This is a genomic window from Gordonia sp. VNK21 (assembly GCF_046098115.1).
Classification (GTDB): domain Bacteria; phylum Actinomycetota; class Actinomycetes; order Mycobacteriales; family Mycobacteriaceae; genus Gordonia.
The window spans coordinates 1-25,087 of record NZ_JBJURU010000005.1; the positions used below are offsets into that span (position 1 = coordinate 1).

The 25,087-nt window shown below is 61.8% G+C and carries 14 protein-coding genes, 3 pseudogenes and 1 other annotated feature; of the genes and pseudogenes, 6 read left to right on the top strand and 11 right to left on the bottom strand.

The features are described from left to right. Positions 1-125: 125 nt before the first annotated feature. The 8 genes and pseudogenes from ACJMNC_RS06850 to ACJMNC_RS06885 all read right to left on the bottom strand — a co-directional run bounded on the left by ACJMNC_RS06850 (position 126) and on the right by ACJMNC_RS06885 (position 15,192). Positions 126-893, bottom strand: a complete 768-nt coding sequence (locus tag ACJMNC_RS06850; RefSeq protein WP_408947209.1) for a TnsA-like heteromeric transposase endonuclease subunit — start codon at positions 891-893, stop codon at positions 126-128. Positions 894-1,047: 154 nt separating this feature from the next. After that, on the bottom strand, positions 1,048-1,272 hold the full coding sequence (locus ACJMNC_RS06855) for a hypothetical protein (protein ID WP_408947210.1): 225 nt from the start codon (positions 1,270-1,272) through the stop codon (positions 1,048-1,050). A gap of 771 nt (positions 1,273-2,043) precedes the next feature. Next, positions 2,044-5,991, bottom strand: a complete 3,948-nt coding sequence (locus tag ACJMNC_RS06860) for a DEAD/DEAH box helicase (RefSeq protein WP_408947211.1) — start codon at positions 5,989-5,991, stop codon at positions 2,044-2,046. 114 nt (positions 5,992-6,105) lie between these two features. Further along, positions 6,106-9,231 carry a type I restriction endonuclease subunit R gene (locus tag ACJMNC_RS06865; protein WP_408947212.1) on the bottom strand — a complete coding sequence of 1,042 codons (3,126 nt, stop codon included), beginning with the start codon at positions 9,229-9,231 and terminating at the stop codon, positions 6,106-6,108. Between the two features lie 3 nt (positions 9,232-9,234). Continuing rightward, positions 9,235-10,359 (bottom strand): hypothetical protein, encoded by a 1,125-nt coding sequence (locus ACJMNC_RS06870; protein WP_408947213.1) that lies wholly within the window; start codon positions 10,357-10,359, stop codon positions 9,235-9,237. A 104-nt stretch (positions 10,360-10,463) separates the two neighbouring features. Next, positions 10,464-12,200 carry an N-6 DNA methylase gene (locus ACJMNC_RS06875; protein ID WP_408947214.1) on the bottom strand — a complete coding sequence of 579 codons (1,737 nt, stop codon included), beginning with the start codon at positions 12,198-12,200 and terminating at the stop codon, positions 10,464-10,466. A 391-nt stretch (positions 12,201-12,591) separates the two neighbouring features. After that, a protein-coding gene (locus ACJMNC_RS06880; RefSeq protein WP_085948520.1) for an IS3 family transposase occupies positions 12,592-13,814 on the bottom strand; the annotation gives its coding sequence in 2 pieces (ribosomal slippage) (positions 12,592-13,535 and positions 13,535-13,814; 1,224 coding nt in all). Beyond that, positions 13,412-13,545 (bottom strand) — a sequence feature (AL1L pseudoknot). (Overlaps the previous gene by 134 nt.) A gap of 104 nt (positions 13,815-13,918) precedes the next feature. Then, positions 13,919-15,192: pseudogene (locus tag ACJMNC_RS06885) on the bottom strand (IS3 family transposase). A 384-nt stretch (positions 15,193-15,576) separates the two neighbouring features. On the opposite strand from ACJMNC_RS06885, the gene ACJMNC_RS06890 reads away from it, so the two are divergent. Next, the gene (locus ACJMNC_RS06890) at positions 15,577-15,714 is read left to right on the top strand and encodes a hypothetical protein (RefSeq protein ID WP_408947215.1); all 138 of its coding nucleotides are present in this window, start codon (positions 15,577-15,579) and stop codon (positions 15,712-15,714) included. A gap of 12 nt (positions 15,715-15,726) precedes the next feature. Then, positions 15,727-16,827 carry a hypothetical protein gene (locus tag ACJMNC_RS06895; RefSeq protein ID WP_408947216.1) on the top strand — a complete coding sequence of 367 codons (1,101 nt, stop codon included), beginning with the start codon at positions 15,727-15,729 and terminating at the stop codon, positions 16,825-16,827. 263 nt (positions 16,828-17,090) lie between these two features. Here ACJMNC_RS06895 and ACJMNC_RS06900 read toward each other — a convergent pair whose 3' ends face one another. Next, positions 17,091-18,482: an IS1380 family transposase gene (locus ACJMNC_RS06900; RefSeq protein WP_408947217.1), complete on the bottom strand. Its 1,392-nt coding sequence runs from the start codon at positions 18,480-18,482 to the stop codon at positions 17,091-17,093. A gap of 696 nt (positions 18,483-19,178) precedes the next feature. Between ACJMNC_RS06900 and ACJMNC_RS06905 the strand changes: the two genes are divergently transcribed. The 3 genes from ACJMNC_RS06905 (at position 19,179) to ACJMNC_RS06915 (ending at position 22,124) form a co-directional block, all read left to right on the top strand. Then, entirely contained in the window at positions 19,179-20,285 is a 1,107-nt protein-coding gene (locus ACJMNC_RS06905; RefSeq protein WP_278127435.1) for a tyrosine-type recombinase/integrase, read from the top strand. Beyond that, a complete protein-coding gene (locus ACJMNC_RS06910; protein ID WP_005203177.1) occupies positions 20,282-20,614 on the top strand; it encodes a helix-turn-helix transcriptional regulator in 333 nt (110 codons plus the stop codon). The genes ACJMNC_RS06905 and ACJMNC_RS06910 overlap by 4 nt, the downstream gene beginning before the upstream one ends. A gap of 382 nt (positions 20,615-20,996) precedes the next feature. Then, positions 20,997-22,124, top strand: a complete 1,128-nt coding sequence (locus ACJMNC_RS06915; RefSeq protein ID WP_040517705.1) for a hypothetical protein — start codon at positions 20,997-20,999, stop codon at positions 22,122-22,124. A 48-nt stretch (positions 22,125-22,172) separates the two neighbouring features. Here ACJMNC_RS06915 and lspA read toward each other — a convergent pair whose 3' ends face one another. Both lspA and ACJMNC_RS06925 read right to left on the bottom strand, forming a co-directional pair. Beyond that, complete coding sequence (lspA, locus tag ACJMNC_RS06920) at positions 22,173-22,703, bottom strand: signal peptidase II (RefSeq protein ID WP_008376365.1); 531 nt, start codon at positions 22,701-22,703, stop codon at positions 22,173-22,175. Continuing rightward, positions 22,700-24,043 (bottom strand): annotated as a pseudogene (locus ACJMNC_RS06925) (heavy metal translocating P-type ATPase); the annotation flags it as partial. The gene lspA and the pseudogene ACJMNC_RS06925, both read right to left, overlap by 4 nt. A 54-nt stretch (positions 24,044-24,097) precedes the next feature. On the opposite strand from ACJMNC_RS06925, the pseudogene ACJMNC_RS06930 reads away from it, so the two are divergent. Continuing rightward, positions 24,098-25,087: pseudogene (locus tag ACJMNC_RS06930) on the top strand (IS3 family transposase); the annotation flags it as partial.

Here is a 25,087-nt window from a genome sequence, read left to right on the forward strand (position 1 = left end):
TCTGCTCGATCGTCACTCCAGGCTCGCGGCTCCTCGCGACGCGCACAACGTCGTCACGGAACTCGGTGGGATAGGGCTTGGGCACGATGTCATCCTTCCAGGCCAGCCCTCCCGGGCAAGCCAGATCAGATGTCACCTAACCGTGCAGCAGTCCCCACCATAGTTTGACGGCGCACTAGACGGCTCCAGTCGACCTGTACGAGGCCGTGCCAGATCGCGAAGTGGACCAGAGGACGCGCGCATCCCGGCGCATCGGGGCATACAAGCGCGCACAGACGCTCGATACTCATCGGTTCTGTCACCGCCGAGACGATCCGCTCCAGCAGCGCCTCTCGACCCGCGACGATCCACCAATGGCGGTCCGCAGCAAGCCACCGGACGTTGCGTTCCGCGTCGTGGCTGAGCCCGGTGAAGACGTGGTAGTTCCATCCGATCATCTCGCATGCCGCTTGTGTCAGCACAGCCTGGGAACGAAACTTCTCGTCGATCTTCGGATGCGAATCAACCAGGTCGACCGAACCGTCCGAGTGCCGACACACAAGATCAACAACATGGGAGGTGTGCGCAGAGTTCAGCGGCCACACGAACTCGAGGGCCTGACACGCGTACGTCTCCACGGACGGGTTTCGGTCGGCCAGCAGCATGGCGAGCTCCTCGAGGCCCGATTCGCACCACAGGTGACGTCCCATCGTCGACGAATAGTGCTCGCGGTGCAACGGTCCACCGTCGTGCTGATATCCGATGCGCCGCATGCCGAGCTCGGTCGGCAGACCGGTCCGCAGTCGATGATCGGCACGGCGATAGTGGTCGACCCCCGCGAGATCCGTCCACACGACTTGGGTGAAATTCCTCGCGGTGAGGCTGCGGGTCCGCGCAACGACATACGTTGCCACAGCTACTGCCCACCACGAACGACATCGAAACCCGGAGGCATCGGGGCACCATCGACAGGACCGACACAGTTCGACAAGGGCAACGACGACAAGGTCATCACGACCTCCCTGACCGGGTCACACGTAATGTCCAAACAGGTGCAATCGCACCGTGTCAGGCGTACTGTGACAGGTGGAAAGCGAGACGCTTAAGGACGGCAATCCAGGTCTCGAAAGAAGTGAACATAGAGTCGTCGCCATCGGTTGCAGCCGGGGCGACGACTTTTTCGTTAGGTGCTGGCAGCCTCCTGCGGATCGGAGGGAATTCGGCCGTGAACGGCAGGCTCATCGGCTCTTTCCGACTGAGGATCGCCTGGTAGCGCAGACATACCAGGATCACTCGTCTCCTCCGAGATTACTCTGGCGTTCGTTTCACCTCAGGCGATTCGGTGGAACGTATTTTCAGTCGTTTGCTCTGTTCAAGGAGTAGTGTTGTGACGTATATCGAAGCCACAGCACCAGTCTCGAAGGTTCTCAACGTTCGCGGATACCCCAGCATCGCTGCGTTTTTCCTGCGGGACGGGTCTCGGACACACCAGGGTGGACACAGTGCCGCGCACCGACGACGTTCCCGCAGTCACCGAGCCGAAGTATGCGATGACAGCTCGGTGCATGAATCCCGACTGCAGCGAAGAATGCGCTTTTGAACCCCACCGCCGCGGACGAAGTGAACTCTTCTGCAGCCCGTACTGTCGCCAGCGGTATTCACGCCGGCGGCGCAGTCTTCTTGCCGCGCAACAATCTCTCGTAGATGAGTTGGAGGATCGGGGGAGGCGAGGGGACCAGCGCGTGAACCTCCGTCACCAACTCAGCCACGTCGAATGGCTACTGACCAGGTACCCAGACACAACGCATGCATCTGAGGCCCGACACGCCGGAGTCTGAACCGGCCGCTCTTCCTGATCACTGTGCTTGACGTCGCTCGCAGTGCCTGACCTAGTTCATCGGATGATCGATCGAAGAGATACTGTCCGCGCGATATAGGAGTCTTTCCGCACCCGGCACCTCCGAACGCCACGCGAGACACCGTCGCGCTCCGGTGGTGAAAGAGGTTGAACCGGTCCCCGCATCGGTTGTTGGCTCTACTCGGTTCGACGGAGCCCGTTGATGATCAGAGACAGTCGCATTGGCCACCGAACTCAGATCCGCAGTAGTCACATGCCCATTTGTCCAGAGCTGTTCGATTACTTTCGCATGCCGTGCATCCGCACGACGCACAGATACGTTCATCACACTCGTAGCAGACGGTCTCATCGTCTAACTCGCCGCATTCGCCACAACAGAAGGCAGCGTTCTCTTCGCATTCGTTGCAGTTGGAGTCCATGTCGAGGGGTGAACCACATTCTTCGCAGCTGCGATCGTCATCGTCGTCCAGCGCGTAGTCCACATTGCATTCATCGCAGGTGGAGTCATTTGCGAGTGGCGAGCCGCATTCACTGCAGTGTGTGACGCTAGTGGTAGACGACCGAGATTGCTCGACTGGAGTTCCTACCTCGTTACCAATCTGGTCGATCAGCGGGGCTGCGATGTCTCGGGGCGCTGAATTAGTTGACCTGTCACGCGCTGCATATGCTGTTCCGGCAGTGCCGGGTCCGGCGCTGGCACGAAGTGACTCTCCGGATGCTGTCGGACGCCTCGCGGGAATGGGTTCACCGGATCCGGGTGTGAACTCTGCTAACCATGGGAATAGCGGCTTCACGGGCCCTCGAGGCTGCGATGGTGCTATCGGGACGATGTTAGCCGGCAGAGTGTCTGGGGATAATGGCTGGCTGATGTAGTCCGTGGAGGTGATCGGTGTAGCCATACGCCATTGGCCGTCAACTTCGACGAGGGCGATCAATTTTCCCTTGCTCGATGTCGCCATACCCATCTCGGCGCCGAGTGATGTGGCTAGTGCGATCAGGACGCATTCGAATTCGTGAGGTGTCGCTGTCCCGGACTTCAGTACTGATCCTGCGGATCGAAGGGGGCCTCCTGAGGAGCTTTCGTTGAGCAGCGACTCGAGCCCGAGTCGTAGGTTCACGATCCGTGACTCGACGTCGAGCGCATGCCCTGCGAGCAGGACGGCGACCTGGTCCAGATCGGGCCCGGTGGCGACTTGAGGCATGAGCTCGGCCAGCGTCCTTTTCCGGTCTCCCATGAACACTCGGCGGACTCTCGAAGTGTGAGGTGCAACGGCTGCGGAGGGGACTAGTCGTCCGATCAGACGTCGGACCTCACGCATCGTCTTGTCGTTGTCTGCTGTGTTCCTGTTCGGGATGTCGGTGACGAGGTTCTGGTAAGCGCAGTCGTTCCTGGCGTACAGGATGATGTCGGCCGCCAGTTCCTCGCTGGCACTTCCGTGTGGTAAGGGCAAGTTGATTGTCTGCCCGAGTGCCTTTGTGCTGCTGTAGTCGGGGAGTGATCCGCTGTTGGTGATCACGGTGATCTGAGCGTCGTAGGGGCTGGCCTCTACCTCGATTGCGGTGCCTTCTGCGGGCGGGAGAACGAGGTGTGCTCGTCCAGACACGATCTTGGCGAACGTCTCTGGTGATGCGTCGACGTTTCGTGGCGAGACGTTGATCGCGTTGGGCTGGTCGAACCCGGCCTGCCGTGCACGTTTCCACAGTCCTGGCATTCTGCGGTTCTGGTGCTCTGGGTCGAGGAGCTGTTCCAAGAAGGTCAGTAACCGGCCGGAGCCACGTTGGGGAGTCGGGTTGAGGTTCCACCATTGCAGGCGCCGGGATAGGTCCCCGGCGACAGCGGGCGCCCAGGTCGATTCGCCGAGCGCACCGAGGGCGCCGAGCCAGTTCAAGAATCTGGGTAGTTCGGCCACGGCGCGGACCATCTCGCCCCGCGACATCTTCGATCCTCTCGGCACCGACAGTAGGGACTGCTGGCGAAGTGCCGCCGCGGCAGTGCCTGCGGCGAAACGGGAGCCGAATTCGTCGCCCACATACTGGTCGAGGCCGTCTCCGCACGATGCGAGCGTGCCGGCGGTCCAGTTCTCGTAGGTACGCGGGTTCACTGGAAGGTCGCGTAGATCGGGGACGCTTCTGGCGACTAGTCCGAGCACCAGGTTCTCTGCGTGGGTGGCATCTGCGGGAAAGCCCAGCGAAGCCAGTCCGTCGAGGATCCCGCACGCGGCGGGCACTCCGATCATTAGTCGTGCGGTTAGCTTGCCGAGTTCAGTTGCCGACAGCGTTTTGTCGCCTTCATCAGCGAGGTGATACTTGACCAGGCGATCGATCACCTCGCCGACATCGTGCATTTGAGTCGATTGCGCGTAGGCAAAGGTGCCCTTGAACCAGATCTCGGCGTCGGCGCGCGAGGTGATGCTCCCGAGCAGGATCTCGGCGAGAATGACGTCGGCGATCTGGCTGATGAGTTGGCTGTCGACCCGGTAGCCTTCGGCGAGCTTACGTCTCCACTCGACTTCCTTGTGTCGCGGCACGAGAAGGTAGCCGAAGCCCTCTCGTTCCTGCCCGGCACGTCCGGCGCGTCCGAGCATCTGTTGCGCTTGGCTGACCTCCAGATCGGAGATTCCGAGCGTCAGATCGCGGATGACGACGATCCGGGCAGGAGTGTTGACTCCGGTCGACAATCCCGACGTGGCCACCAGTGTGTTGAGCTGCCGGTTGTTGAATGCCTGTAGTGAGTCGGCCGCTTGGGGCGCGTCGCGGAAATGGATCCCAACGCCGCGCTTAGTTGTTTCTGCAACCAACTGCTCGTCATCGCCCTGGATGGCCGTTACTTCAGCGAGCATCGCTGAAGTGCCTCTCACCGCATTCTTGCTGCCACAGAAGACTAAGAGGCTCCCGAGAGTTGTGCCGTCACCAAGAGCCTCTCTGAGGCTATCGGGACGATCCTCATCGTCAGGTCCAGTTGCAGCGAGATCGAGGAGCAGCCGCTTGAGCGTCGCGTTCTTGCCTGACTCCTCTTGAGCCCACTCCGACTCACCAGGTCCTGAGCCGTATGGCACCAGTTGAGTGGTCAACACGGTCGGGCGCCACTTCGACTGGATCAGCTGCGCGTGGAACCAGTCCGCGAGTTCCTGAGCGTTGGCCACCGTGGCGGACAGCGCCACGATCCGTGTCCGCGACTCCGCCAGGCGCAGCCTAGCGATCACAGATTCGAGTGTGGCACCACGCGAGGAGTCGCCGACCAGGTGCACCTCGTCGATGATCAGACACCCGACCCTGTCGAAGTGATCACTGAGTGTCGAGCGCCGGTACATCGACTCGAACTTCTCAGTTGTCGCAACCCAGAGCTGCGCCTTCCGTGCCTTGTCGCTGGCGATGTTGACCTCGCCGGTCAACTCGAGCGTGCTGATACCGAGTTGTCGCCACTTTGCCGCAGTGTCGGCGACCTCTGCGGCAAGCGCCCGCGCAGGCAGCAGCCACACCGCCGGCCGCCCTTCTAAGACGATCGAGCGCAGCGCGGCAACCTGTCCCACGAGGGTCTTTCCCGCGCTCGTGGGCGCAACGACCATCGTGTGCCCTGCTGTTGATAGCACGGCTGGCACGGCTTTCGATTGCAGTGGGTTCAGGCGTTCGAAGCGATCGAGATACTTGGTCAGTTCTGGCGGAATGAGCGATTCCGCGGGCGTCCACTCTTCCTGGCCAATCGCGAGGGCGGCTCGGTTGGCGACGAGTTGTTCGAACATTGCCTCGTAGGTCGACACCGTTCCGGCGTCACTGATGAAGAGCCCTGAGTTCTCGTTTACTCGTAGCTCTTTGCGAGTGAAGTTCGATGATTGGACGGCGACGGCATCGTCGAACAGCACGTACTTGTCGTGGACGTTCCGGATCCGCACAACCTCGATGGACGCATCACGAAGCCGCGCGAGCGCTGCATCGTTGTTTGGATCAGTACGAGCGATCACACGTACATCGACACCGCGCCGCTGAGCAGTGATGACATCGTGAAGCAAGATGCTCGCGGGTTCTGAGGTGTCCCACCACGGCACGGTGATCCAGAGCCGGCGCTGCGCGTCCTTGAAAGAGCGCCGCAGTCCGTCGTAGAGGCCGTTCCTCACGCCAGCACGTTCGGCGTAGCTGTTGTAGACGGTACCGGCCATCAGAGCCTCCTCATCAGCCGGAGTTACGCAGGTCGATCAGGAAACTCTACCGCTCGTCACGAACTGGCCGATCCGGGACTCGGATCTGCGACACCCTTCTCGGGTAGGTGAGAATCAGTCAGGCTGCTGTTCGACAACGACCTGGTAGAACCATTTCGCGATGTCCGACATGAGTCGGGCGCGGCCGGGTGTGTTGCTGAAGAAGTAGTCACTCATCTTCGAGTGCGCTCCCTGGTTGTCGGCCACGGCACCGGTGACAGCGAACTCGAAGTCAGGTGACTCGGTGAACTGCTTGGCACTGTTGACCCTGGCCTGCTGCACCAGGTCATGGTCGGCGAGCAAGGTCTGCAGGAGCGACTCGATGAACGAGACCTTTTGTGACTGTGAGAAGTCTTCGGAGCCGAAGAGTTCGTTAAGTCGGTCGAGGACCTGCTGGAACGCGACCATCGTTGGGTCACGCTTCTCGCCCGAGCCGGCAGCGGTCAGGCCGGACAATCCGACCTTGGCGCCGAGGCTGATGTCGGTCTTGCCGCGGTCGACCTGCTTGACCTGCTTGAGAACCACATCGGACAGGTCGATGGGTGCGGTGTAGTTCTCGGGCTTGATCACCCGCTCGAGCAGCCGCAGATAGATGTGCTTCTTCTCCAGTTCGGGGTCGCCGTAGTCGATGATCTGCGACATGAAGTCGTAGAGGCGGACGAACGAACCGACATCCCGGCGGAACATGTCCAGCACCGCCAGCTCGGCCTTATCGCCCTCACCACCGTTATCCATCAACGCGGCGGTGTACCGCTCGCTGAACCGTTTCTGCCCCGGCGCCACCGCAGCCGAGAGCGCGTTGTTGCCTTTGTTCTTCACACACGCGTCAGCGCACCGATCGATCTCATCCTGGGTGTAGATCGCTGCGGTATCGAGCTTGGCCGCCAGATCGTGAACGAGGTTCGGATCGGTCTCAGTCTCCAAGAAGGCGTCGGTGAAGTACGGCTCGAACGATTCCTGGATCACGGCCGGATCGTTGACGAAGTCCACGACTTGTGTCATCGCCGCGGTCTTTGGCGTCCCGGACGGGGTGCGGTAGATGCGGTTCAGGCGTGAAAGAGTCTGTACTGCTGTCACGCCGGAAAGTTTCCGGTCGACGTACATCGCGCACAACAGCGGCTGGTCGAAGCCGGTCTGGAACTTGTTGGCTACGATCATCACCTTGTACTGATCACCAGTGAACGCGGTCCGTAGATCCCGGACGCCGGGGTTCATGTTGGCTTCGGTGAAGTCTTCCGGACCGGACTCGAGGTCTTCCACGGCGCCGGAGAACGCAACGAGGGTGCCGTACCCGTAACCCTTCTTCCCGATGTACTCGTCGATCGCCAGCTTGTACCGGACAGCGGCCTTGCGGGAATCGGCGACGACCATCGCCTTCGCATGCCCCTCGAGCAGGCCGGCGACGTTCTCACGGAAATGTTCGACGATGATCGCGGACTTCTGCGCGATGGTCTGCGGGTTCAGTTTCACCCACTTCATCACCGCCTTCGTCGCCTCACCCTGATCCACCTCATCATCGGTGGCGGCGTTCTGGCCGATCTGGAACGCGAGTTTGAAACTGTGATAGCCGGTCAGGACATCGAGGATGTAGCCCTCCTCGATCGCCTGCTTCATCGTGTAGACGTGGAACGCCGCCGGCTTCTCACCCGGTGCCGGCGGGCGCCCGAACAACTCGAGGGTCTTGCCCTTCGGGGTCGCGGTGAACGCAAAGTAGGAGATGTTCGACGAGTCCGCCCGATCACTGGCCTCTGCAGAGAGGATGGCCTCGATATCGACCTCACCGCCGTCTTGAATGTCTCGGAGTTCTTCGGCAGTCAGGACGGCTTTGAGTTTCCCGGCGATCTGCCCGGACTGCGACGAGTGCGCCTCGTCCGCGATCACCGCGAACTTCTTACCCTTGAGCCCTTTGTTCTCCCTGATCGCGGCCATCGCGTACGGGAACGTCTGGATCGTGACGACGATGATCAGCTTGCCGTCCGTCAACGCCTTCGCCAGCAGCCCTGACTTTGAGGCGCCGGCCTTCGCCGCCTCATCCCGATCGATCGCGACGACGATGCCCTGGTCATTGTCGATCTGCTTGATCGCATCCTGCAACTGCGCATCGAGGACATTGCGGTCGGTGACGACGATGACCGAATCGAACACCTTCCGATTGTCCACCTGCAGCCGCGCCATCCGATGCGCCGTCCACGCAATCGAATCCGTCTTCCCCGACCCAGCCGAATGCTGAACCAGATACCGCTGCCCGACACCCTCCGCAGTGACGGCAGCGGTCAGTTCGGTGACGGCCTCCCACTGATGAAACCGCGGGAACCGCAACGATGCAGTCCTGCTGGTCTTGCCGCTGATCGGATCGGTCGACTGCTCATGCTTGATGTACATCAACCGACCCAGAATGTTCAGCCACGCATCCCGCTGCAGGACCCGCTCCCACAGATACGAGGTGCGCGACCCGTTCGAGTTCAACGGATTGCCGGCGCCGCCGTCCTCGGTGCCCCGGTTGAACGGCAGAAAGTGCGTCTTCTCGCCCGCCAGATTGGTGGTCATCCACACCTCGTCGTTGGAGACCGCGAAGTGCACCAGCGCCCGCGCACCGGACTTGAAGAGTGGCTGCACCAGCCCCGTACCCGGGTCCTTGGGGAGGCGGGTCGTGCGGTACTGGGTGATCGCGTCGGCGACGGACTGCGTGAAGTCGGTCTTCAATTCTGCTGTGGCGACGGGCAGGCCGTTGACGAAGAACACCAGATCCACGCTGCGGTTGTCCGCAGTCGAAAAGTGCACCTGCCGCATCACCCGCAACCGCACCGCCGCATAGTCGGCGTTGCGCTTCTCGTTCAGGGTCGACTCCGGCCGGAACTGGCACATCGCAAACTTCCCCGACAGATGCGAGAACCCCTTACGCAGCACGTTCAGCGTGCCGCCACCGTTCTCCAACGGAAGATCAAGCACCTTCACCAAACGATCAAGAAGCTGCGCCTCCTGCTGCGTCTCCCGGTCGTTGAGCTTGTCGAAACGCGAACCGGGTTTGACGACCTTGTCGACCTGCTCAGGCTGAGTCTCACGCAACCAGCCGAGCACGTCCGCAGGGAACAAGGCGCGCTGCTTGTCGTAGCCGGCGTCATTCAGCGAATACATCCAGCCGTACTGCGCCAGATACTCGGCAAGTTCCTTCTCGAACTCGATCTCATTGTGCTGCGCCATGATTCAGGCCACCTCGACGTCCTGGACATCGATTTGCCCTGTCACTGCCGCGGTTATCAGTGCCGATCGTCGTTCGCGAGATAGGTCAATAAACTCTTCCGTCTCGGCAATGAGCATGTCGATCCTCGTAGTCTGCTTATCGAGGTAGGCGACGATACGACGCTGCTCATCGACAGGTGGGCATGACAACGGAAGGTTGCCGAGAGTCCATTTGTTGGTGGACGCCAAGTTCGTCGTCTGCTTTGCAGTCGTGAAGAAGTACGTCCGCGCTTCGGCCCCATCGAGGGTATAGACCAGGAACTCTGGAAGAAGATTGGCGTTCGGTCGGACGGCGAACACATGATTCTGGTGTAGTGCGTCGGAGATTTCGCCAGACCAGAGGGCTCCACGGCCGAGCTTGTCGATATCACCGCCCTCCGTCATAAGGACATCTCCCGCACGGAGCATGCTCATCGCTGCGTCCTCCGGACGAAGGCGAATCGTCTTGACTTCAGCTAGGTCGACACGGCCTACCTGAACATTCGCCACCCGCAAATAGGGCCACTCGGGCCAACTCGGATCGCCTTCGCCATTCAATGTGACACCGGTCTGAACCATCGCGCAGTACTTGAGCTTTGTCCTCCCTGGAAGCCCGTGGAGCGCCGTGGCGACTGTGTCCTGCCGGCGTTCTCGAAGCAGGCCGATGAGCCGCTGCTGTTCCTCGATGAGTGTGTCAATCCGGGCCGTCTCCCGGTCCAGGAAGTCGGCGATGGCGCGCTGTTGGGCGAGTGCAGGCAGCGCAACCGGGATCCGCTTCATCGCAGAGTATCGCGTTGACCACAGATCGGCGACGATCCCATTTCCCCACCTGTAGTACTCCTCTTGGAAGGCTTCGCTGCGTAGCAGGTGATGGGCAAACCGAACGTCTATGGTGTCGCGTGGTTCCAATACGATATTGATGACGGACACGCTTCCGTCATGTTCGGATACGCCAGAGGATCCCTTCCTGTCGGATCTGGAGTTGATCACAAAGTCGCCGCAGCGGACGAGCTTGCGGTTGTCGTTGTTATCTGTCTTCGCCACATGATCGAGCTGCGGCACTATACCCAGCTTCGTAACGGAGAGCGGTGGGTAATCGACGTCGTTCACCTGCGCGCTGCGTTCTGAAAAATGAACTCCAAGTGGGCTGACTTGCCATCCTTCCGGAATGCACCTCAGCCAACTGCGTGAGCCGGCGTCGCTCCGCCCGCTCGTCATTTTTCGATCTCCCGGAGCAGCTTCATGATCTTGGCGACCTGCTTCTCAAGGTCGGCGTCGATCTCGGCGAGCGGCCGCGGTGGCACGTACCTGTAGAAGTGTCGAGTGAACGGGATCTCGTAGCCCACCTTGGTCTTCTTCTCGTCGATCCAGGCGTCGAGTACGTGCGGGAGCACTTCGGTTTCGAAGTACTGCTTGATGGTGGCACCACGCCCGAGGTCGCCGGCGGTGTTGCCGCCGTAGGTGAAGGGGACGTTCTCGGTATCGCGCTTCTTGACGTCAGGCTTCGGGTTGCCCTTGCGATCGGTGACTGGCTGTCCGTCGTCATCGAGCAGCGGTCGTTCGACAGTGATGGTCCAGTAGCCGAAGTCCTCGGCGGTGAAGACCTTGGAGTAGTCGGGGTCGGCGTCGTCGAAAGCGTCGTAGAGAGCGACGACCTTGTCACGCGCATCGGCATCGAGTTCGCGGCTCTTGGCGCCGAGGCTCTTGCGCATCTTGGTCCAGAAGCTCGTGGCGTCGATCAACTGCACCTTGCCCTGGCGCTCGGGGCGCTTGGTGTTGTCGAGGAGCCAGATGTAGGTCGCGATGCCGGTGTTGAAGAACATGTTGGTCGGCAGCGCGACGATCGTCTCGACCAGATCCGATTCGAGGAGCCACTGACGGATCTTCGACGGCCCGGATTCGGCCGCACCGTTGAACAGCGGGGAACCGTTAAGAACGATGCCGGCACGGCCGCCGCCGTCGTGCGGGGCCCGCATCTTCGAGGCGAGGTGGCTGAGGAACAGCATCTGTCCGTCGCCGATGGCCGGAAGTCCGTGGGAGAAGCGTGAGTTGGTGGCGAGGGCTTCCTTCTTCACGGACTCTGCCGAGGCTTTCCAGTCCACGCCGTAGGGAGGGTTGGACATGCAGAAGTCGAAGGTGCGGTCGAAGAACAGGTCGTCGGCCAGGGTGTCACCGAGTCGGATGTTGTCGACGTCCTGACCTTTGGCGATCATGTCGGACTTGCAGATCGCATACGACTGGTCGTTGATTTCCTGCCCATACAGTCGCAGCCGTGCCTCCGGGTTGCGTTCGAGGAGACGTTCTTCAGCAACTGAGAGCATGCCGCCGGTGCCGGCGGTCGGGTCGTAGATGGTGCGGACGGTTCCGGGTTCGAGGAGTGCTTCGTTGTCCTCGGCGAAGAGCAGGTCCACCATGAGACGGATCGCGTCGCGTGGGGTGTAGTGCTCGCCGGCCTCCTCGTTGGACGCTTCGGCGAACTTGTAGATCAGGTACTCGAACAGGTCACCCATCTCGGCGTTGGGCACCGTATCCGGGTGCAGGTCCACCTCAGCGAACTGGGAGGAGATCAGATAGAGACGGTTCTTCTCGTCGAGGGTGACGAGCTCGTTCTCGAACTTGAAGCGTTCGAAGACGTCGATGTTCGCCGAGAAGCCGGTGATGTAGTCCACCAGGTTCGCGCGCAAGCCTTCCGGATCCTCAAGGAGGAGGGAGAAGGTGAACAGGCTCGTGTTGTAGAACGACAGGCCCGTTTTCCGCTTCACCTGGACGTCCAGGGCGCCGCCGCTGAACCTCTCGGCCAGCTCGCGGATCTCGTCGCGGTGGGGTTCGAGGATGCAGTCCAGCCGGCGCAGGATCGTGAACGGCAGGATCACGCCGCCGTACTGGTGCGGCTTGTACACGCCGCGCAGCTGGTCGGCGATGCCCCACACGAAATTGCCCAGCTTGCTCAACGCGCCTACCTCTGGTTGTTGGTTTGGCTTACGGCCATTCTGTCGATGACCTTACTGGTGGCCGTCCCGCCGACGAACCTGCCCAGGCACCTTCCACGTAAAACCGGCACGACCATTCATACAGAAGGCACACGCATAGGCAAGAATCCAAGGACGATTGTTCTGGGCGCGTTTGACTGTTCTCGGAGCGATCCTGACGGTTCTCGGCCTCGCGTTGACCGCCTACGTGATGTACCGCGAGTGGTTCTCGCTCACTGCGCCGACCAACTACTTCTTTCCGTCATGGGTCCGACGCCCGCTAGGAATGCGGGTCGATGTGCAAGTAGCTGCAACTCCTGCACGTATCACGGTTGAGGTCGGTTTCTGAAGCGCCCTGGGTTTCGTTCCGTGGTTACACGGTCGCGGGCGCGGTCGTCGTGGTGTGAGTGTAGGTCGCTTCGACGTTCGCCGGGGTGCGGTAGCCGAGAGCTTCGTGGAGCCGGGAGGTGTTCCACCAGTGGACCCAGCCCATCGTGGCGAGCTCAACCTCGCTGACTGACTCCCAGATCCGCTTGGAGTAGATCAACTCCGCCTTGTATAGGCCGTTCACTGTCTCGGCCAGCGCGTTATCGTAGCTATCGCCGACGGTACCTACTGAAGCCGTAACTCCCGCGGCGAGCAGAGCGTCCGAATAGGCGAGCGAAACGTATTGACTACCCCTGTCGGAATGGTGGATCAATCCGCTTTCGTTCCTGCTCACCCCGGTGGACTGCAGTGCATGCTCCAGTGCGAGCAATGGCAGAGACTCCGTGTGGAGCGTGGGCGCGACCGCCCAGCCGACAATTCTGCGACTGAAGACATCGGTAACGAATGCGACGTAGCAGAACCCGGAGAGCATCCGGACGTAGGTGATGTCGGCGACCCAAAGCTGCTGCGGTCGATCCGCGACGAACCGCCGTTCAACGAGGTCCGGGCGCTGGTCATCTCCGTCTGCGGAGCAGGTGGTGACGGGCTTTCGACCTCGGCGAACGCCCTGCAGGCCGGCGATCTTCATCAGCCTCGCGACCTGGTCGCGACCGACGTTCCATCCTGCGTGGCGCATTGCGTGCCACATCTTCCGGACCCCATAGACGCTGTAGTTCGCCTGATGAATCCGCTGCACCTCCTCCGCCAGCATCTCGTCCCGAACGCTGCGAGCGGAGGCCGGCCTGTTCTTGGCAGCGCGGTATCCGCGGGAGGTGATGAACCCACATTCTGTCGCACTGAGGATGCGGCAGATGGCCTCGACCCCGAACTTCTCGCGATGCATGTCGACGAACGCGATCATTTCGTCGTGGGGCGGTCGAGTTCCGCTGCGAAAAACGCTGAGGCGGCCTTCAGGATCTCGTTCGCACGTCGCGCCTCGGCGAGCTCCCGCCGGAGACGGCGATTCTCCTCCTCGAGCGGCTCTCCCGGTCCGACCGGCTCGGTGGCGCCGTAGCGATTGCACCAGATCCGCAGCGTCTCTGTCCCGACACCGAGCTGCGGCGCGACGGCACGGATCGATGCTGCGCGAGGTCCGCCCTCGCGGGCTTGGCGGTCGTAGACCATGCGCACGGCACGCTCACGCAGCTCTGGACTGAACTTCTTGGGCATACTCCGATTCTCCTTGCTGAGACTCGGAACGGAACCCAGGGCGCTTCATTCGAGGCAGTCGCGGCATCCAAGCGCCGTGAACCACCCCAGGTTCTCTGCCGCTCCTATGCGGGCTGCGGCTCGGGGGTGAGGGCAGCGTAGTGGCTGTGTTCGCACTCGATGGGCGGGATGTGTCCGAGGTGCGAATGCAGCCTGCGATTGTTGTACCAGTCGACCCACTCTGATGTCGCGTACTCGACGTCGGAGAGTGTCTTGAACGGCCCTGGATGGAAGATCGTGGTGCGGATGCACTCGGTCTTGTACAAGCCGTTCACCGACTCGACGAGCGCATTGTCATAGGCGTCACCGATCGACACAATCGACGCCGAACTCTGTTGCAGCGCAAGCTAACCGGTCAGATCCGACGAGGTGTACAGGCTGCCCGCATCGCTGTGATGGACGAGCTTGCCGGCGAGCACCGGGTGGCCTTCGTGGCGGCGGACCCATAACGCCATCCGCAGCGGGATCAGTACCAGCGAGGTCTCCTTGCTTGTGTGGGCGTGCCAGGAGACGATCCAGCGGGAGAACACGTCGACAATGAACACCACGTACACCCACCCTGCCCGGGTGTTGACGTACGTGAAATCGGTAACCGACAGCTGATCGGGGGCGGTCGCGGTGAAGTCCCGGTTCACCAGGTCACCGGCCCGGATGCCGTCCTGCGTCGGAATCGTCGTGCGGACCTTCTTGTTGCGGACCGCCCCAGACAGGTCCAGCAGCCGCATCGCCCGATCAACGGCACCAGGAGTGACCACGACACCGTTGCGCCGCAGATGGCTGGTCATCTTCACCCGCCCGTACAGGCCTTCCGGGGTCATCTTCCGTCGCCCGTCTGCCGTGGTGGCCCAGGCCGCTGAACGGACCGCGTCGACGGTTTTCGCGTCGGTGACGGTGCGCGCGGCCGGGCGCGTGGTGCGCCAGGACCGGTAGGTTCGTGCGGCGATCTTGCAGCCCTTCTCGGTGAGCACTCGGCAGATCGACTCGACCGCACATCCCTTGTCCCGCAGGGATTCTATGAATCCCATGATCATCGGCTTCGGGGGTCGAGTGCCCCCGCGAAGAAAGTCGTTGCCGCCTGCAGAATCGCGACGTCCTCACGCAGGCGCTTGTTCTCGGCCTTGAGACGCCTGAGCTCGGCTGATTCCTCGCTCGTGGTGCCCGGACGGGCACCGGCATCGATATCGGCCTGGTTGATCCATCTGCGGACCGTTTCCTTGCCGACACCGACCTGCCGGGCGATCGCCGTCGCGGCCGCCGTGGGATTCGGATACTCCCGGCCGTGCTCGGCGTACAGGCGCAGCGCCCGTGCCTTCACCTCGGGGTCGATCTTCTTGGGCATGATTGTCATCCTTCCTGACTCAGAAAGGAACGGCATCAAACCTGGGGTGGTTCACCGTACTCGGTGCGGCGCAGTAGCCGTACTTCGTGCCCCGCGGTATGTGTAGTCCGAGGTCTACGTAGGCAAGTTGGCTCTGCCGTGCTTCGCAGCGGCTACCCTCCGATTGGTGGCCGAGGATCTCTTTCACCAGACCGCTGCGATTGGTCGAGCGCTGAATGTCAGTGCGGAAGCAGAGTTGATTGTAGCTTCGGTTGGCGAAGTCGATCCAGACCTGGAGGAACGCATCGACCGACTAGTTCGCAGCGTTCTGGGTGGAGCCGAGTCGAACATGGATGGCAGGTTTGGGTGCCGGGTGCCGGGTGCCGAGGACGGTCTAGTAGGGAAGTGGCAGGCTATGCGAAACTGTCACGAGGATTCTTCATCCCGACCCCGGTCGGCCACTACAACCCAGACTGGGTGATCGCCTTCACCGAGGGCGGCGTCAACCGAGTGGGGGAGCATCTCGGTAGCGAGCAGGCTTGAAAGGGTAATGACATGGCCGCAGAGAACGTTGTTGCGCGTTTGAAGGCGAACCCGATGTACCAACTTTCGACGGCCGGGCAGGAACTGTTTCACAGCAACATGCTCTACTGGCTCGCCAAGGAGAAACCTGATGAATCGGCCGAGATATGGAAGTTGTTCGGCTTGGCACGCCCGACTGAGGCGCACCGGGAGTTCCGGAATATTGATCTTCAAGTCGACTCAGACTCGGGCCGCCTGATTCTCGAGAACAAGGTGTTAGCCCTGCCCGATCCGAAACAAGTCGAGCGTTACGTTGACAAACTCTTCGCGCTCAAGGAGCCAAACTACAGGTCAGGAACCTCATGGTGGCTGTTGTCACTGGCCCCGCCGGCTTTCGAGATCGCCCATTACCGTGGCGTGACGTGGCGTTATTGCTCGTATGAAGGGCTGCTACCTGCACTTCGGTCGACTCTGACGCGCCTCTCGGGCGACGATCGGACCATCTTCTCTCGCTATGTCGACCTGGTACAAGACCTGGTAGCGCTCACCATGGAGTTCGATCCGGAGCACCATCTCGATGAGCCTTTCCAGTTTTCAGATGGAGACCTGGAAAATCTCCGGGCTGCACGTCTGGTGACGCTGGTACGCAAGCAGCAGATGTCACGGTGTGCGGAGATCCTCAGGAAAAGGTTGGGCACAGAGTGCGGGTTCACCTCGGATCAACTCATGTTGGGCGCAGGCATCTCTGCCAAGAGCAAGGCCGGGGTTCTTGAGCATTTCCTGAAAGACACGAACACGAACTGCATATGCGATCTCGGGTGGCAGTTGGAAGGTTCCGCGCTGCGACTCGTGGGTATTCTTAACCCGCGCGAATCGAAGCGAATTCCAGAGGAACTCCGTGGAGCCGAGCTACTGAAGTCATATCCAGAGTTCTTCAACTTCAACTTCGACTTCGATGACGGATTTCTTCTGCCGTACGAGGGTACAAAGGAATGGCTTCGCTACGGCGCCGATTTCCGATACCGCTACCGGTCATTCCCTCCCAGTACGACGTGGCGCCAGCTAATCGAGACTCTCATGACAGTCTCGCAACGGTCACTCCAAGAAATCTCAGCTGGCGACCATTCGGAGTAGGCCGAGTCGTTGTGCCGACGTCACGTTTGAAATATCGCCATTGTCGCTGATCGATAATCGCGAAGATGGGTGACGACGGCAGCTTGCTAGCCTCGATCTTTCATCCGGTGCCTATCCCTGCCTGAGCGGTTCGGATTGATTGCGGCAGGGCTGATTTTGCGGTTCGGGTACGACAGGCTGGCCGGTTGCCGCCGGATCACGGCCGGGTTTCACGGGCCCGGAGGGTGTCTTTCAGGTCGTTCGGATACGTCAGGACACGCTGGTCACGTGCTGTTCGGGTAGCCGTCGAGACGATCGAGCCCGGCGATCAGCAGACCGGTGTACTTGGCACGGGCATCGAACCGCAGCCGTCGCTGACGGGCGTGCCGAGCGATCCGAGCCGCGATCGCGAACAACCGAAGACGCAATGTCTTCAACTCCCACGTGCGGGCATCAGTGCTGGTCAACGCCAGCATCTGCATCCACGCGTTCAGATCGATCGCCAACGCTACGATCGAGGTCCACACCTGGTTCTGCGCGAACGAGAACAACGGAAGGTTCAACAGCCCGCAGTCTTTGCCCTGCCGGATCCGATCCTCGCACCGGGCGCGTCGGCGGTGCCGTAGTTCCAGATCAGCCAGCTGCCCGCGCGTGGTATTCGTGGCGAACGCGGTCAATCGCCACCCGTTGCGGTCAGTGATCCGCAGCTGTGCACCGGGATGGGGTTTCTCCCGCCGCACGATCACCCGCATCCCCGGCGGCCACCCCGACAGGTCGATCACTCCGGTCAACTCGGCGACGTCGGCGCCGTCTCGCTGCTCGCGGTCGCTGTTGTAGGCCGGAGTCCATGCCTTCTTCGGGAGTCGGTCGATGATCTCACCCAACCGGGCATCGAGACCGAATCCGACCGAGTACGAGACTCGCTGTTTGTGCAGGTAGTCGAGGAAGTCGTGAGTGGCGCCGGCCGAGTCGGTACGGATCAGGATCTTGCGGCCGGGACGCGGTGGTAGGTCGGGGATCTGCGCCAACGACTGCTGGGTGGTGGTGATGTGGTCGGTGGCGGTGTTCGATCCGGCATTGCCTGGTCGTAGCAGGATCGTTCCGGCTTCTCCGGTCGCGCCGGGCCCGTGGTCGATGAACGCGGTCATCGGATGAAAACCGTAGCCGCCCTTGTAGTTTCCCGCCGCTGACTGCTTGTCCGAGTGTGCGGTGACCAGGGTTGCGTCGAGGTCGATGACCAGTGGGTTCTTCGCCGAAATCCCGTGGTTCGGAGCAGCAGGACCGGCCAACGCCCACACCCGTGCCCGGGTCGCTGCTCGAGCCGCAGCGATCGCCGACAACGCCTGGACCGGCGAGGCGGCCAGCGTTGAGATCAGGCGGGAGACGGTCGGGTCGGAGGCGACGTGGCCGAACGTGTCGGGTTGTTCGCGGATGGTGGCGATGTCGGCGAGGCAGTCGCCGCCGGCGACCAGTGCGACGGCGAGGTCGGCGATGATCTTGCCCGGATCATGGACTGCGGAGGGCGTGCGCCACGGCGCGCGTGCGGTCGACAACTCGGCCGCGAGGCCGCTGACCTCGACTGTTCGGGTCAACAGGATGGTTCCGGCGTGGGACACGAGGTTCTCGCCGTCGCCGGTGGCGCGGATGTGTGGGTAGAACACGGTAGAGTTACTCACCAGAAAGGTGCTCCCTCGCTCTGACGTAATCGGACTGTCGCAAGAACGATTATCGCAGGTGAGAGCACCTTTCTTCATGCATCAGGGTCGGCGAGTCGAATTCACCGATGAAAGAACCAGGCTAGAGGGTACTTGTGGGATTTCAACCCTGCGCCTAATACGTCACTGTGACAAATATGTGGTGGGGCTTGGCTAGACGCCAAAGGCATGAACCAAAGCAACGCGGGACGGCTGGTGCGCGCTGAGTCCGACTGGCCGGCCGGGATTCAACAAGGATGACGGCGGATCCGCTCGCCAGCAGAAGTGACAGTTTCGCCAGTGACCTGACAATGAGCGGACGGTGGATGACAACTCGCCACATTGGGTGACGGTTCACAATGATCCGGCGCACGGCGGTCCGCTGCTGTACAAACAACGCCGATAAGATACATTATGTCAAACTGAACCCTGCGTATTGCAACAGATGAATCACTGCGGCTCCCCCATGCCCGGGCGCTTCGTTCATTCTATGGCGTCGGGACCAGCGGATACGTACCGGTTAGGCCAGCCGCCTTCCGGCGAGACCCCATGAGTCGCGTGGGCAGTTGCCCGGTCTTGATCGATTTCGTTGTCATTTTGACCTGCGGGTATTGACCTGCCGTCTCATTGGATGCATCATTGAATCATCAGATGAAACCGTTTCTGGTGGAGGTTCCGATGCGAATCGATGAGGTTGGCCGAGTACATCTGGTTGAATCTGTGCCGCTTCTGCGGCCGGAGGAGCGTGTCGTCGAGCTGATGCTCGACGGGTGGCGGAACCAGCAGCTGTCCAGGAACTTGCAGTTCTCGACAATCGATCGGCGAGTGCGCTGCGTGCAGAGGTTCATCGAGCATTCGAACGAGGAGCCGTGGAACTGGACACCGGCGATGGTTGAGGAGTTTTCCGCCGATCTTCGGTCGGTTCGTCATGTGATGCACTCGACGTTGCGCGGCTACCACGGCACACTGCGGGCATTCTGTTCCTACATCAGCAACCCTGACTACGGGTGGGACCGCGTCTGTGAGCAGCTGTTCGACGCGTACCCGGCCCAGGTTTTTTCCGCCTGGAACACCGCGAGCCACGTCCAGGAGTACGACGGGCGGGCGAGCAAGCGCCCTTACACCAAGGACGAGCTTCAAGCCTTGTTCGAGTACGCCGACGATGAGGTAGCTCGGATCGGTACGACCAGCAGGAAGGGCTGGCAGGCGGCCTACCGGGACGCCGCGATGATGAAGGTCGCCTACGCCTACGGCTTGCGGTTTAACGAGCTCACGCACCTGCAATTGGTGGACTTCGCCCGCAATCCCCACGCTCGCGAGTTCGGGAAGTTCGGCGTGTGCAAGGTCCGGTACGGGAAGGCGTTCCGCGGGTCACCTCCGAAACCCCGTTCGGTGTTGACGGTGTGGCGGTGGACGCCTCCGATCATCGAGGACTGGATCGCCAACGGCCGAGGTGATCCCGACAGTCTTGATCTGTTCTCCAGCGAACGAGGTGGGCTGGTGGTGGGGTCGACTCTTCTTCGTCGTGTACGCCGCTACTGTGTTGATCTGGGTATCCCCGACGGCGTCGATCTGCATTCGTTTCGGCGGTCGTACGCCACGCATTTACTCGAGGATGGCTGGGATCCCAGGTTCGTGCAGGACCAGATGGGGCACGAACACGCCTCGACGACGGGAATCTATCAGTTCACATCTGACGAATTTCGTCGGTCGACATTGAGATCGGTGTTGGACCGGACCGTGAGAGAAGCGTTGGACAGCACGACGAAGGGAACTGCCGAATGAAACGCAAGGTCGATTACACGTGGCGGCTGGCGGAGTTGATGGCTGCGCGCGGAATGAACACGACCACGGACTTGATCCCCTTGCTCGCAGAACGGGACATCTCGTTGTCCCGTCCCCAGGTGTATCGGCTGGTCAACCAGCGACCTGAGCGGGTGTCGCTGCAGTTGATGTCGGCGTTGTGTGACATCTTCGGGTGCGGCCCCGACGCGCTTCTCACAGTCACCGCCGTCAATGCTCGCGAGCACCACCGAGCAGCCAATGCCGGCCCGAACGTCATGCGGCTGGACCGCGCTGTGCGTCCGCGGCGCGCGAACATCCTCGACGAGTAGCACCACGCAATGAGGTGAAGACAGGATGGAACCTGACGGCCTAGTCCCCTATCGGCCAGTACGCGGCCGACCGCGACAGGCGAGTGGAGCGTGGGTCTGCGACCGGTGCGGCAGATCGACCACCCGGACGCAGGCACACTGGCCCGAAGGCCGAATCTGCTTCACCTGCTGGTTCACCGCGATCCACACTCACGGAACATGCCCGGTATGCGGCGTCGAACGACTTCTACCTGGACCACCCCTGCCCGACGGCACCCCGGTGTGCGGGCCGTGCGCAGGTATCGTCGACGACTTTCGATGCAGCCGCTGCGGCGAGGAGTCCGGTCACCACCGCGGGACGATATGCGCTCGCTGCGCCGTCCGGGACGACCTACACGAGATCATGGGCGGGCCGCCGTCCGACCCAATCCTCAGCGGCCTCGTCGACGCGCTATGCGTCGCTAAGCGACCCGAGTCGACGATGATCTGGAAGCGGTCACCGAAAGTCCAGGAACTGCTCAAGGGGCTAGGAACCGGCGCCATCGCCGCCACGCACGAAGGCTTAGACACCCTACCCAGTCGGGCAGCAGAACATCTGCGGACATTGATGGAATACCACGGCCTACTGCCTCCCCGAGACCGGTGGCTGCCACGCTTCGAACAATGGATCGATGACAAGCTGATCGACCTGCCGACCGAGGTCGCCCGGCCCGCTCGCCACTTCGCGACGTGGCACCATCTGCGGCGGATTCGCGCAATCGCCGATGCCGGCGGCGATACCCAGCCATCGGTGCGATCGGCCAAACAAGAGATCACCGAGACCGTCAAGTTCCTGAGCTGGCTGAGGTCCACCTACGGACGCACGATCGAGACCTGCACGCAACACGACGTCGACCAGTGGATCGCAACAGGTCCGACAACGCGATACACGATCCGAACGTTCCTGGTCATCTGCAAACAAGACAGACTCAATACCGCCGTGCAGCTCGGCCACCGGGCTCCGAAGACGACACCATCCTTGACTCAAGCCCAGCGGATCGCCTGGATCAGCGAACTGCTCACTGGTGACAGTGAGACTCTCCCTTACAGAGTCGCTGGGGTCCTGATTCTGCTGTATGCGCAGCCGCTGAAAAGCATTGTCCGACTGCAGACATCATCGATCATCGACGGCAATCCGATGGCGATCACTTTCGGCAAGCACCCCGTCGACGTGCCCAAACCGTTCGCTCAACTCGTCCGCGACGTGCTCGCCCATCGCACGAATCTACGCACCAGTGGACACGGCAATCCCTGGTTGTTTCCCGGCACGCATGCCGGAGATCATCTCCATCCCGACACGATCATGCATCGCCTGCGCCTGATCGGCATGAGCAACCTCGGTGCCCGCAACAGCGCACTCGACGACCTCGTGCTCGAGTGCCCTCCGTCCGTCGTCGCCGACGCATTGGGCTACAGCCATCAGGTTGCGTTCCTTCACGCTGAACGCTCCGGCGAAACGTGGGCTCGGTATGCCGGTCGACGACTGCGGTGACGTCGGCCGGACCATCACGGTCCGGAGACAGCACAACATCGCACCAGCTCACTGGTCCTCAGCCGGTACCTGCCCCTCGTTCTGCGATGGTGATTCGTGTGGGTCGACAATGATGCACACGACGAGGGTGAGGGCGCCTAGGACGATGAACGTGTCGGCGAGATTGAACGTGGGCCACCAGCCGGTGTGTAGGTAGTCTGTGACTTTTCCGTCCGGTATGCGGTCGATGATGTTAGCGATCGCTCCGCCCAGGACGGCGGCAATCGCGACGCGCCAGAGCAGTCCGTGGGAGTCTGCGGTACGCCAACCGAGGACCGCGACTCCACACGTGACCGCGGCGGGAATGACCAGCAGTACCCACCCCGGAGCGGTGGCGGCAAAGGAGAAGGCCGCGCCCGAATTGAACGCTAACTGCAGGTCCACCGGCCCGGCCTCTATTCGGGTGCCGTCAAGTGCATCGACTGCCCATGCCTTGACGGCCACGTCAACGATGACGAAGGTCAGGGCCAGCAGCAGCATCCCCAGGCGGCGGGCATATCCCGACCTACCGCCTGACACCGCCGGACCAGACGGGGTCATCGGTTCGCCCCGACTGCTACCGATGCTCCAGCGGTATCGGCCATCGTCAGGCGGTTCTTGACCCGCCCAGCACGGACGCCGTTGGCGATGACGACGATCTCACCGAGTTCGTGGACAGCGACCACCGCGGCCAACCCGAGCAACCCGAACAGTGCGAGCGGGATGAGAACGGCGATCAGACCAAGGGACAGCCCCACATTTTGCAGCATGATGGTCCGCGCCCGACGAGCATGATCGAGCGCTTGAGGCAGCACCCGCAGGTCCTCGCCCATCAGTGCCACGTCCGCGGTTTCAATCGCGACATCAGAACCCATCGCGCCCATGGCGATTCCCAAGTCAGCTGTGGCCAGTGCGGGAGCATCGTTGACCCCGTCACCGACCATTGCGATGAATCCGTCGCCGCGCAGCGTGGACACGATTCGTGCCTTGTCTTCTGGACGCAGATCCGCATGGACATCGTCGATCCCGGCGATCTGTGCAAGAGCAGTCGCCGTCGCGGCATTGTCACCGGTGAGCATCACCACGGCATTTCCAGAATCGTGCATGTGCGTGATGACCTCCCGTGCTTCGGGGCGAAGCTCATCACGTACCGCGACGACTCCGAGGAGACGTTGGTCTTCCTCGACGAGAACCGCGGTTGCACCATCAGCTTGAAAGGCCGCGACCCGGTCGGCCAGAGCACCCGCATCGATCCAACCCGGCCGCCCAAGCCGAGCGGGGCGACCCTCGACCAGACCGGTCAGACCCGCTCCTGGCACCGCCTGTACATCAGTCGCAGCCCTACTCACCCCACCGTCAGATGCAAGGATCGCACGAGCCAGAGGATGTTCACTGTGAGCTTCCAGCGCCGCGGCAACCGCGAGCACTCGCGCCTGCTCAATCGAATGCCCAACGTCGCCGGTCACACCGGGTTCTCCCGCGACCTCGTTCGCCTGACCGCCAACAGCAACACCGACAACAACCGGCTTGTTCGCGGTGAGCGTTCCCGTCTTGTCAACAGCCACGATCCGGACCCGGCCGAGAGACTCCAACGCCGCACCACCTTTGACCAGCACACCAATCTTGCTGGCGGCGCCGATAGCAGCAACCACTGTCACCGGAACCGAGATTGCCAGCGCACAGGGTGAGGCTGCCACCAGCACCACAAGAGCTCGTTCCACCCACGTCGCCGGGTCGCCAAACACTGCGCCGATACCCGCGATCACAGCGGCCATGAGCATGATTGCCGGAACCAGCGGCTTAGCAATCCGGTCAGCTAACCGCTGCGCATCGCCTTTTCGAGACTGCTCCGCCTCGACAATCTGCACAATCTTCGCCAGCGAATGGGACTGCTGCACGGTTAGGTGACATCTGATCTGGCTTGCCCGGGAGGGCTGGCCTGGAAGGATGACATCGTGCCCAAGCCCTATCCCACCGAGTTCCGTGACGACGTTGTGCGCGTCGCGAGGAGCCGCGAGCCTGGAGTGACGATCGAGCAGATTGCGAAAGACTTCGGTGTCCACCCGATGACGTTGCAGAAGTGGCTGCGTCGCGCCGACATCGACGAGGGCGTCCAGCCCGGCCAGTCACGGTCCGAGTCCGCGGAGATCCGGGAGCTGAAGAAACGGAACCGGCTTCTCGAGCAGGAGAACGAGGTGTTGCGGCGTGCGGCGGCGTATCTGTCGCAGGCGAATCTGCCGGGAAAAGGTTCTACCCGCTCGTGACAGAGCTCGCCGAAGCAGGAATCCCTGTGACGGTGACGTGTCGGGTGCTCAAGCTCTCCCGCCAGCCCTACTACCGGTGGCTCGCCGACCCCATCACGCCCAGCGAAGTCGTGGAGGCGTATCGCGCGAACGCACTGTTCGACGCGCACAAAGACGACCCCGAATTCGGGCACCGGTTGCTCGCCGACGAAGCCCGCGACGCTGGCGAGGCGATGTCCGACCGGACCGCGTGGCGGATCGCGTCGACCAACGGCTGGTTCAGCGTGTTCGGGAAACCGAAGCGCGGCAAGGGCCGCAAGCCCGGGCCGCCCGTCCACGACGACCTCTGCGCGGTCGTCGACGAGCATGGGCGGGTGCGGCACGTGTTCGCCGCCGACGGGCCGAACGAACTCTGGCTCGTCGACATCACCGAGCACAAGACCGCAGAAGGCAAGCTCTACTGTTGCGCGATCAAGGACGCGTTCTCTGGCCGGATCGTGGGGTACTCGATCGACTCCAGGATGAAATCAAGACTGGCCGTCCAGGCGCTCGAGAACGCCGTCACCATGCGCGGTGATGTCGCCGGCTGCATCGTCCACAGCGACAGAGGATCTCAATTTCGAAGCAGGACGTTCCTGCGCGCGCTGGCCCGTCACCGCATGGTCGGGAGCATGGGCAGAGTCGGCTCAAGCGGCGATAACG

Excerpts from the sequence above, each read along its gene's own strand:
- ACJMNC_RS06895 (WP_408947216.1), top strand. The coding sequence starts at position 15,727 with ATGGCCGCAGAGAACGTTGTTGCGCGTTTGAAGGCGAACCCGATGTAC.
- ACJMNC_RS06915 (WP_040517705.1), top strand. The coding sequence starts at position 20,997 with ATGGGCGGGCCGCCGTCCGACCCAATCCTCAGCGGCCTCGTCGACGCG.
- ACJMNC_RS06910 (WP_005203177.1), top strand. The coding sequence starts at position 20,282 with ATGAAACGCAAGGTCGATTACACGTGGCGGCTGGCGGAGTTGATGGCT.
- ACJMNC_RS06865 (WP_408947212.1), bottom strand. The coding sequence starts at position 9,231 with ATGGCGCAGCACAATGAGATCGAGTTCGAGAAGGAACTTGCCGAGTAT.
- ACJMNC_RS06905 (WP_278127435.1), top strand. The coding sequence starts at position 19,179 with ATGCGAATCGATGAGGTTGGCCGAGTACATCTGGTTGAATCTGTGCCG.
- lspA (WP_008376365.1), bottom strand. The coding sequence starts at position 22,703 with ATGACCCCGTCTGGTCCGGCGGTGTCAGGCGGTAGGTCGGGATATGCC.
- ACJMNC_RS06860 (WP_408947211.1), bottom strand. The coding sequence starts at position 5,991 with ATGGCCGGTACCGTCTACAACAGCTACGCCGAACGTGCTGGCGTGAGG.